This is a genomic window from Oceanicella sp. (assembly GCF_056449545.1).
On the sequence record NZ_JBWOMN010000099.1, the window covers coordinates 1 to 9,554 of the forward strand.

General features: G+C 69.4%; 11 protein-coding genes and 1 tRNA gene. 5 read left to right on the plus strand and 7 right to left on the minus strand.

Features of this window, described 5'->3' with window-relative positions; genetic code table 11:
- From AC1HC7_RS13655 to AC1HC7_RS13680, 6 genes are all read right to left on the minus strand, one after another.
- Window positions 1-184, minus strand: a 184-nt coding sequence (locus tag AC1HC7_RS13655) for a hypothetical protein (protein WP_479499124.1), incomplete at its 3' end; no start/stop codon positions are given.
- Window positions 168-818, minus strand: a complete 651-nt coding sequence (locus tag AC1HC7_RS13660; RefSeq protein ID WP_479495889.1) for an ABC transporter ATP-binding protein — start codon at window positions 816-818, stop codon at window positions 168-170. The genes AC1HC7_RS13660 and AC1HC7_RS13655, both read right to left, overlap by 17 nt.
- Window positions 819-896: 78 nt before the next feature.
- Window positions 897-1,916, minus strand: a complete 1,020-nt coding sequence (locus AC1HC7_RS13665) for an NAD-dependent epimerase (protein ID WP_479495890.1) — start codon at window positions 1,914-1,916, stop codon at window positions 897-899.
- A gap of 208 nt (window positions 1,917-2,124) precedes the next feature.
- The gene (locus tag AC1HC7_RS13670) at window positions 2,125-3,387 is read right to left on the minus strand and encodes a Na+/H+ antiporter NhaA (protein ID WP_479495891.1); all 1,263 of its coding nucleotides are present in this window, start codon (window positions 3,385-3,387) and stop codon (window positions 2,125-2,127) included.
- A 148-nt stretch (window positions 3,388-3,535) separates the two neighbouring features.
- Complete coding sequence (locus tag AC1HC7_RS13675; RefSeq protein ID WP_479495892.1) at window positions 3,536-3,868, minus strand: DUF167 family protein; 333 nt, start codon at window positions 3,866-3,868, stop codon at window positions 3,536-3,538.
- Window positions 3,869-3,875: 7 nt separating this feature from the next.
- Window positions 3,876-4,163, minus strand: a complete 288-nt coding sequence (locus tag AC1HC7_RS13680) for a YggT family protein (protein ID WP_479495893.1) — start codon at window positions 4,161-4,163, stop codon at window positions 3,876-3,878.
- A 261-nt stretch (window positions 4,164-4,424) separates the two neighbouring features.
- Here AC1HC7_RS13680 and AC1HC7_RS13685 point away from each other — a divergent pair.
- The 4 genes from AC1HC7_RS13685 (at window position 4,425) to AC1HC7_RS13700 (ending at window position 8,029) form a co-directional block, all read left to right on the plus strand.
- A tRNA-Ala gene (locus AC1HC7_RS13685) sits at window positions 4,425-4,500 on the plus strand.
- A 294-nt stretch (window positions 4,501-4,794) separates the two neighbouring features.
- Window positions 4,795-6,180 (plus strand): helix-turn-helix domain-containing protein, encoded by a 1,386-nt coding sequence (locus AC1HC7_RS13690; RefSeq protein ID WP_479495894.1) that lies wholly within the window; start codon window positions 4,795-4,797, stop codon window positions 6,178-6,180.
- A 226-nt stretch (window positions 6,181-6,406) separates the two neighbouring features.
- Window positions 6,407-7,528 (plus strand): flavodoxin-dependent (E)-4-hydroxy-3-methylbut-2-enyl-diphosphate synthase, encoded by a 1,122-nt coding sequence (ispG, locus tag AC1HC7_RS13695; protein ID WP_479495895.1) that lies wholly within the window; start codon window positions 6,407-6,409, stop codon window positions 7,526-7,528.
- A gap of 3 nt (window positions 7,529-7,531) precedes the next feature.
- A complete protein-coding gene (locus AC1HC7_RS13700; protein ID WP_479495896.1) occupies window positions 7,532-8,029 on the plus strand; it encodes a DUF1499 domain-containing protein in 498 nt (165 codons plus the stop codon).
- Here AC1HC7_RS13700 and AC1HC7_RS13705 read toward each other — a convergent pair.
- Window positions 7,991-8,335 carry a hypothetical protein gene (locus AC1HC7_RS13705; protein WP_479495897.1) on the minus strand — a complete coding sequence of 115 codons (345 nt, stop codon included), beginning with the start codon at window positions 8,333-8,335 and terminating at the stop codon, window positions 7,991-7,993. The genes AC1HC7_RS13700 and AC1HC7_RS13705 overlap by 39 nt on opposite strands.
- 91 nt (window positions 8,336-8,426) lie before the next feature.
- Here AC1HC7_RS13705 and prfA point away from each other — a divergent pair, with 91 nt between their 5' ends.
- Window positions 8,427-9,482, plus strand: a complete 1,056-nt coding sequence (gene prfA / locus AC1HC7_RS13710) for a peptide chain release factor 1 (protein ID WP_479495898.1) — start codon at window positions 8,427-8,429, stop codon at window positions 9,480-9,482.
- Window positions 9,483-9,554: the final 72 nt, after the last annotated feature.

Consider the following 9,554-nt stretch of genomic DNA (forward strand, 5'->3'; position numbering starts at 1 on the left):
CCTTGGCCTGCGCCCCGGCCTGCGCCCCGTCCGGCGCCTCGACCCGCGCCTCGACCCGCGCCTCGGCCTGCGCCGCCGCATCGGCCTTCGCCGCGCGCTTTTCGCGGCGCGCGCGGTTGCGCGCGCGCTTGGCGGCCTTCAGCGCCGCCGCCTCGGAGGGGGGTGGATCAGGCGCCGTTGACATACATCGCCTCCGCATCCGCAAAGCGGTCGAACAGGTGCAGCCGGCCGTCGCGCAGCACCGCGGCGCTTTCGCAAAAGGTCTTGAGCTGCTCGAGATTGTGCGAGACCATCACCACCGTGGCGTTGCTCAGGGTCTGGCGGATGAATCCGGCGGCCTTGCGCCCGAACTTGCCGTCGCCCACGGAAAACGCCTCGTCGATCAGGTAGATGTCGAATTTCAGCGCCAGCAGCAGCGAGATCCCGAGCCGGGTCTTCATGCCGCTGGAATAGACCTGCACCGGCATGTGGAAATGCGGACCCAGTTCGGAGAAGTCATAGGCGAACGCCTCGGCGTAATCGGGGTCGACGCCGTAGATGCGGGCAATGTAGCGCACGTTTTCCGCGCCGGTGAGTTCGCCGACCACCCCGGGTTTCATGCCCACGGGAAAGGAGATGCGGGCGGCGCGCAGGATCTGGCCCTCGTCGGGTTTCTCCAGCCCGGCCATCATGTTGACAAGCGTGGTCTTGCCGGCGCCGTTGGGCGCGATGATGCCGAGCCCGCGCCCCAGCGGCACCTGGAACGAAGCCTCCGACAGGATCACCGTTCGGAACGAGCCGTTCCAGAAGGATTTCGAGACGTTCCTGAATTCGATCATGCCCAATTCCGACGCCCGGCGCCCTGTGCGTCGCCGAGATGCAGGATGGCCGCTCAGTCTGAAAACGGGGTTAAGGGCTCAGACCCGGTAGAAATCGCGATACCAGTCGACGAAACGCCCGAGTCCCACGTCGAGCGGCGTGTCGGGGCGAAAGCCCACCGCCGCCTCCAGCCCGGCCATGTCGGCCCAGGTGGATTGCACGTCGCCCGGCTGCATGGGCAGGAATCGCTTGATCGCCTCGCGGCCGGTGGCGTCCTCGAGGATGCGGATCATGGTCATCAGCCGTTCCTTGCGGCGATTGCCGATGTTGAACAGCCGGTGCGGCGCCCAGCTCGTGCCCGGATCGGGATCGGCGCGGTCGAAATCCGGGTTCGGCGCGGCGATGTGGGGGATCAGCCGGGCGACGCCCTCGACGATGTCGTCGACATAGGTGAAATCCCGCTCCATGTCGCCGTTGTTGTAGATCTGGATCGGGCGGCCCTCGAAAATCGCCTTCGTGAACTTGAAATAGGCCATGTCCGGGCGCCCCCACGGCCCGTAGACGGTGAAGAAGCGCAACCCGGTCGCCGGCAGGTCGTAGAGGCTGGAATAGGTGTGGGCCATCAATTCATTGGCCTTCTTGGTCGCGGCGTAGAGGCTGACCGGATGGTTCACGCCGTCGCTGACCGAGAAGGGCGCCTTGGCGTTGCCGCCATAGACCGAGGAGGAGGACGCGTAGACCAGATGCGCCACCTTGGTGCGGCGGCATTGTTCGAGCACGTTGAGAAAGCCCGCCAGATTGGTCTGGGCGTAGATGTGGGGATGGTCGATGGAATGGCGCACCCCGGCCTGAGCGGCGAGATTGACCACGTAGCGCGGGCGATGGGCGTCGAATGCGGCGGTCATCGCCGGCAGATCGGCGAGATCGGCCTCGACGAAGGCGAATCGCGGGTGCTGGCGCAGCAATCGCAGCCGCGCCTGCTTGAGCGACACGTCGTAGTAATCGTTGAGATTGTCGAGCCCGACCACCGTGAGGCCGGATTTCAGCAGTCGTTCGGCGAGGAAGAAGCCGATGAAGCCGGCGGCGCCGGTCACCATGATCGGGGCGTCGGGATCCATCGCCGCGTCGGTTCCCCCGACGGGGCCCGAATCGGGGCCCGCATCGGGGCGCCCATCAGGCCGCGCGCCGGTGTCCGGGCCTGCGCCCTGCGGCGCGCCGCGATCTTGCCGATTGGTCATGCTGGCGGAATCTCCCCGGGGCAAGGTCGCCTGTGGCGCGCGGATGTCGGTGACGCCCTCCCCGTCCGGCGGAGGGGGAGGGCGGCGATCAGATCGGCTTCTTCTCTACCCGGAAAAGCTTGCCAACGATTAACGACACCGCCGCCGCGGCGAAGCTGAACAGCGCGCCCATCTTGGCGGCGTCCTGCACCGCGCCCGGCGGGAAGGCCACCGAGGCCACGAACAGCGCCACGGTGAAGCCGATCGCCGCGACGCAGCCCAGCACCACGAGATCGGTCATGCGCATGCCCTCGGGCAGCCCGAATCCCAGCGGCCTGGCGCCGATCCAGCCGAACAGCGCGATGCCCAGCGGCTTGCCGATCAGCAGCCCCGCCAGCACCAGCCAGGTGGCGTCGCCCATGGCCGAAAACTCCACCCCGGCATTGGCCAGGCCGAAGAACAGCAGCACCACCTCGACCGGGGTCTTCAGGCGGTGCTCGATCTCGTTGAGCAGGTCGTGGAGATGCGATTCGGCCTCGGAGAACATGCCGAAGCTGATGTCGGCATGAGGAATGGTGACCACGATCGGCAGCAGGCCGAGCGCCGGGTGGATGCCCGATTCCTGAAACGCGTACCAGCTGATCGCCGCGGCCAGCGCATAGGGCCAGAAGCCGAGACGGCGCCGCACCCATGTGGTCGCCGGGTGGGTCTTGTCGCCGCGATCGAGGATGCGCGGCAGCCGGTTGGCCAGCAGATACACCCCCAGCGCCGCGCCGATCGACACCAGCAGCCATGCCGGCGCCAGTTCGCCCGAGGGGTAGAAGATCGCCAGGATGGTCAGCCCGGCGGCGTCGTCGGCGATGGCCAGCAGCAGCAGGAAGCGCACCGCCGGATGCCCCGCCCCGAACACCAGCCGGCCCACCAGGTAGGAAAAGGCGATGTCCGTGGCGGTGGGGATCGCCCAGCCGTTGGACACCGCCTCGAACGTGGTCGAGCCCATCACCGCGGCGATGCCCATGTAGACCGCGATCGGCCCCAGCATGCCGCCCAGCGTGGCCACCAGCGGCGTCACCGCCTTCTTGCCGCGCAGGGAGCCGTTTTTCAGGGCCACGGCCTCCCAGACCTCCTTGCCGGCGATGGCGAAGAAGAAGGCCATGAGCACGTCGTTGATCAGGTAGTGCAGGGTCAGGACCCGCTTGGCGTTGCCCTCGGGGTCGAACTCCAGGCGGCCGATCCAGGCGTCGTCGACCAGTTCCATGTCGATGAAATGGTGGTAGCTGGCGGGATCGATATTGGCCCAGATCAGCGCGATGACGGCGCCTATGATGAGCAGCAGGGAGTATTCGTTCAGAAAGCCCCAGACCCTATACATTCAGCGATCTCCCTTGAACCGACAGCGCTTTGGCCGAGCCGTTCGGGCTTTGATATTGCATCGCCGCGGCATGGGCAATGGCGGGATGCCGCGGGCCCGGGGCGGCGATGCGCGGCGCGCGCCGCAGACCGCGCCGCAGACCGCGCGCTTACGCCTTGTCGGGCAGCGCCGCGCGAAACGCGGCTTCGAGCGCCGCCGGATCGCCGTCGATCTCGATGATCTTGATCCGCGCCGACGCCCCGCGCGCGATGCGGATTGCGCTTTTCGGCGCGCGCAGGGTTTTCGCCAGCAGCCTGACCAGCGCCGCGTTGGCCTGCCCGTCGGTCGGCGGGGCCGAGACCCTCGCGCCCAGCGCCGGGCGGCCCTCGGCGTCGCGCGTCACGCCGTCGATGCGGTCGCGCCCGCCCCGCGGCGTCAGGCGCAGCGCCACGCGCAGCCCGCCGTCGATGCGCGTCCAGGGGACCGGAGCCCGGGGGGTCAATGCGGGCTCAGAACGCGAAGGCGAGGTTGTTCATCACCACCACCTGCAGCGCGAAGATGGCGAACAGGATCACCAGCGGCGCCAGGTCGAGCCCGCCCATGCTGGGCAGGAAGGCGCGGATCGGGCGGTAGAGCGGTTCGGTGATCCGGTTCAGCGTGGACCAGATCTGATAGACGAAGGGCTGGCGCAGATTGATCACGTCGAAATTGATCAGCCAGCTCATCACCGCCTGGATGATGATCACCCACCAGGCCAGGTTGAGCACCATCATCAGGATCGTAGCGATGGAATTCATGGTCGCGGTCCGCCCTTCTTGGCCTAAGCCGGTTGGTCATTGTCAGTCGCCGGGGCAGAGGTAGCGCCCCGCGCCGCCGCGTTCAAGTCGCCTGCGCGCCGGCGCCGCAATCGCGACAAGCCGGATTGGGGCGAACGCCTGCCCGAACGCCTGCCCGAACCGGTCTCGAACGCCCCTCGCCGCAGCGACCGCGCGGCGCGCGGATTTCCCTGCGACGCCCGCTTGACACGCCAAAGCGACCCGACTATCAGACGCCGCAACGGGGCCGTAGCTCAGATGGGAGAGCGTCGCGTTCGCAATGCGAAGGTCAGGAGTTCGATCCTCCTCGGCTCCACCACAACATCCCATGGCAGGCGTCCCGACGCAGGGGCGACGATCAGGCCCGCCCAAGCGGCGCGGGTTTCGTTCACGACAGGTTCACGCGAGGTTCGCACCGAGGTCGCGCGGGGGTCGCGCGGGGCGCCCGGCGCAAGATTAACGTGAATTGACGATGGTTCTTGCCCGGACGCATGTTCGAATCGTTTTTTTCCGGATATAAGTGAGCGCACCACCCGCATCGGCGCCGCCGGCGGCAAGCCACGATCAAAAATGCGCGTCGACAAGCGTACAAGCAGTGCAGGTCAGAGCAGTGATGACCGACAGGCAAGTGACAGAACCGGTGACCGAGCTTCGGGGCTTCGATTCCTACGAAGTGCGGCTCGGCGACGACCTCAGGGGATGCCGGGCCTCGCTCGGCAAGTCGCTGCTCGACGTGCAGCGCGACCTGCGGATCAAGGCCAGCTATATCGACGCGATCGAGAATTGCGACGCCTCGGTGTTTCCCAATCGGGGATTCGTCGCGGGCTACGTGCGCGCCTATGCGCGCTATCTGCTGCTCGATCCATCCGACATCTATCAGCGGTTCTGCGACGAGAGCGGCTTCGCCGGCCTCGCCGGCAGCCCGGCGCAGGACCGGCCCCGCGACCGACCTCGCGATCGCGTCCCGGCGGCGGGCGAGCGGCGCGTCGGCGCGGCGCTCGCCGCCCTGCCGGGAATGCTGCGGCGCGGCATCGGCATGGGCGCGGCGCCCGCCTATGATCCGGCGCTGGCGCGCAACCATTTCTCCGCCCCGCTGGGCAGCGCGCGGCGCATCGGCATCGGCGTGTCCATGTCCGGGATCGCCTCGGTGGCGGTGCTGGCGGCGCTGGTCGCCGGGCTCGGCTATGGCGGCTGGTATCTGCTGCAGGACATCCAGCGCGTGGGCTTTGCGCCCTCGCCCGACGCGCCGCGATCGGGCGAGACCCCGGCCGACGTCGCGCTGCCGGATTTCACCATACAGGCCTTCGCGTCCACCGGGCACGGCGCCGGGGGCAAGTCCGGGGACCGGAGCGGCGCGCGCCCCGATCAGGCGCCGGATCGCCTGGCCTCGGCGGATGACGCCCGGCGCGACGCCGCGCTCGAGGAACTCTACGCGCCCCGCGACCTTTCGGCCCCCGACATCGCCCTGCGCGACGGGCCCATCGCCGCCATCAACCCCGAAAGCTCGGGCCTGTTCGCGCCCCCGCCGGCGCGCGTCGCCGCCGGATCGGGCCAGCCGGACGACGCCGCGCCCGTCGCGGCGGCCGATTCCGGCGCCGCCGAGGCCGGGCCGACCCTGCTGGCCTCCGCGCCCGCGCCCGCGCCCGCCGCCGCCCCGGCGCCCAGGGGGGTCTGGGTGCTGGCCGCCGAACCCGCATGGATCCGGGTGCGCGCGGGCGACGGATCGACGCTGGTGCAGCGCATCTTCAAACCCGGCGACCGCTTCGAAATCCCCGACGGCGTGACCGGCGCGAGGCTGCGCGCGGGCAATGCCGGCGGCGTCTACATCCAGGTCGACGGCGAGATTCGCGGCCCGCTGGGGGTCTCCGGCGGCGTGGTCAAGAAGATCTCGCTCGACCCCGCGCGCCTGCGCGACGCCTATGCGCTGGCCGAAATCCTGGCCCCGCAGCCCGCGACGCCGGCGCCGCGCACCGAGGCGCGCCTCAAGCTCGACGACTGAGCCGGCCCGCCAATCCCCGGCGCCAATCCCCGGCGCCGCCCCCCGCCGCGGCAATCGGGCCGGAACCGGCGCGCGGCCGCAATCGCATTGAAACGGGCGCGCAAACGCGCTGGGCGCCCCCCGCTTGGCGATGGACAGCGCCGCCCGGCGCGCCTATTTCTGGCGGACATGGCGCGCGCGACCGCGCGGCGCCGATCCGCCACCCCCGACTGACAGGGCCAGAATCATGAGCATCCGCCCCTGGCGCGACATCGCGCGCCGCAAGAGCCGCAAGATCAGGGTCGGCGCGGTGGAGGTCGGCGGCGACGCGCCGATCTCGGTGCAGACCATGACCAACACCATCACCTCGGACGCGCGCGCCACCATCGAACAGGCGCTGGCCTGCGTCGAGGCCGGGGCCGACATGGTGCGGGTGTCCTGCCCCGACGAGGCCTCCACCGCGGCGCTGGCGGAAATCTGCCGCGAGGTCCCGGCCCCGATCATCGCCGACATCCATTTCCACTATCGCCGCGCCATCGAGGCCGCCGAGGCCGGCGCCGCCTGCCTGCGCATCAACCCCGGCAACATCGGATCCCGCGACCGGGTGCGCGAGGTGATCCGCGCCGCCAGGGATCACGGCTGCTCCATGCGCATCGGCGTCAACGCCGGATCGCTGGAACGCCACCTGCTGGAAAAATACGCCGAGCCATGCCCCGAGGCGATGGTGGAAAGCGGCATGGACCATATCCGGCTGCTGGAGGACAATGATTTCCACGAATTCAAGATCTCGGTGAAGGCCTCGGACGTGTTCCTCGCCGCCGCCGCCTATCAGCAGCTGGCCGAGGCCACCGACGCGCCGATCCATCTCGGCGTCACCGAGGCCGGGGGCTTCGTGTCCGGCAGCGTGAAATCCGCCATCGGGCTGGGCAACCTGCTGTGGTCGGGGATCGGCGACACCCTGCGCGTCAGCCTGTCGGCGGATCCGGTCGAGGAAGTGAAGATCGGCTTCGAGATCCTGAAAAGCCTGCATCTGCGCCATCGGGGCGTGACGATCATCTCCTGCCCCTCATGCGCGCGGCAGGGATTCGACGTGATCAAGACCGTGGCGCTGCTGGAGGAAAAGCTCGCCCATATCCACACCGCCATGTCGCTCAGCATCATCGGCTGCGTGGTCAACGGCCCGGGCGAGGCGCGCGAGACCGATATCGGCTTCACCGGCGGCGGCGCCGGATCGGGCATGGTCTACCTGGCCGGGCTGCAGCATCACAAGCTGAAGAATGACGGCATGGTCGATCACATCGTCGAGCTGGTCGAACGCAAGGCCGCCGAGATCGAGGCCGCCCGCGCGGCGCCGGACGCGGCGGAATAGTCCATGCGCAAGGTGATCCTTCGCGGGCTGACGCTGACGCTGATCCTCGCGGCGCTGGCGATGATCGGCGGCGCGGTCTGGTTTCGCATGGTCGCGGACGACCCGGCGATCTGGCACATCGACCCCATGCAGGCGCAGCGCGGCGACCGCGTCAACGACGCGCTGTCGGCGCCCGAAGGCGCGGCGTCGCGCGCCGACATGGCCGCGCCGGTCTATGTGCTGTCGCCCCGGCGTATCATGGAGGAATTCGACCGCATGGCGCTGGCGCAGCCGCGCGTGGCGCGCATCGCCGGGGCGCCCGGGGATCTGTGGGCGACCTATGTGCAGCGTTCGCTGCTGATGGGCTATCCCGACTACATCTCGGTGCGCGCGCTGCCGGTGGGGGCGCGGGGATCGACGCTGGCGATCTATTCGCGATCGCGCTTCGGGCGGGATGATTTCGGGGTCAACGCGGCGCGGCTGTCAGCCTGGCTCGACGCTCTGCGGCGCTTCGAAGGCTGACCCGGGGTCGGCGGCGGGGCCGCCTTGCAGGCGCGCCGAGGGGCAGCCGTCCTGCACCTCGCGCCAGACCGGGTTGTTGAGCGACATCTTGCATTGCGCCAGATAGACGCGGTCGCCGACGGTCAGGCAGGCCAGCCCGCCCAAAGGCACCAACTGCCCGCGATTGCTGCAAAAGCAGTCCGGGTAGCTGAACCCCTCCTTGGCGGGGGGCGGGGTCCAGTCCTGCGCCTGCCCGGAGGCGGGCGCGAGCGCCAGCAGGGCGCCGAGGCCGATGAGCCCGCTCAACGATATCCGCGTGATCGACATGCCCCCATCATAGCGCAAAACCGCCGCACATGGTAGCGGCGCGATCGCGCGGGGCTTGACCCGCGCGAAACGGCGGGGTCAATAGCCTCCCATGATCCCCAGCGAAAAAATCGACCAGATCCTGCAACGGTTCGAATTTCTCGAAGCCAGCCTCGCGCAGGGCGGCGACGCGGCGGATTTCGTCGCCCTCAGCCGCGATTACGCGGCCCTGCGCCCGGTGGCCGAACAGGCCGCCGCCTGGCGCCGCCTGGCGCGGGAAATCGCCGACGCGCGCGACATGCTGGAAGATCCCGAGATGAAGGACATGGCGCGGGAAGAACTGCAAACCCTCGAATCCCGGCTGCCCGAAGTCGAACGCGCCCTGCGCCTGGCGCTGATTCCCCGCGACGCCGCCGACGCGCGCCCGGCGATCCTCGAAATCCGCGCCGGGACCGGCGGCGACGAGGCGGCGCTGTTCGCCGGCGACCTGCTGCGCATGTATCAGCGGTTTTGCGAAACCCAGGGCTGGCGCATGGAACTGCTCGACGAAAGCCCGGCGGAACTGGGCGGCTATCGCGAGGTCGTGGCCGCGGTGAAGGGCGAGGGCGTGTTCGCGCGGCTGAAATACGAATCCGGCGTGCACCGGGTGCAGCGCGTGCCGGAAACCGAAAGCCAGGGCCGCATCCACACCTCGGCGGCCACCGTCGCGGTGCTGCCCGAGGCCGAGGCGGTGGAGATCGACATCCCCGCGAGCGACATCCGCATCGACACCATGCGCGCCTCCGGGGCTGGCGGGCAGCATGTGAACACCACCGATTCGGCGGTGCGCATCACCCACATCCCCACCGGCATCGTGGTGCTGTCCTCGGAAAAGTCCCAGCACCAGAACCGCGCCCGGGCCATGCAGGTGCTGCGCGCCCGGCTGCTGGATCGCCAACGTCGGGAATCAGAGGCGGCGCGGGCCGCGGATCGCAAGGGGCAGGTGGGCTCGGGGGACCGTTCGGAACGCATCCGCACCTATAATTTCCCGCAGGGGCGCGTGACCGATCATCGCATCAACCTCACGCTCTACAAGCTCGATCAGGTGATGGGCGGCGATCTGGGCGAACTGATCGACGCCCTGCAAACCGCGGATCAGGCGGCCAAGCTGGCGGAGATGGAGGCGTGAGCGACCGCGCCGCGCTGCTGGGCGCCGCGGCCCGGCGGCTGGCGGATGCCGGCGTGCCGGGGGCGGCGCGCG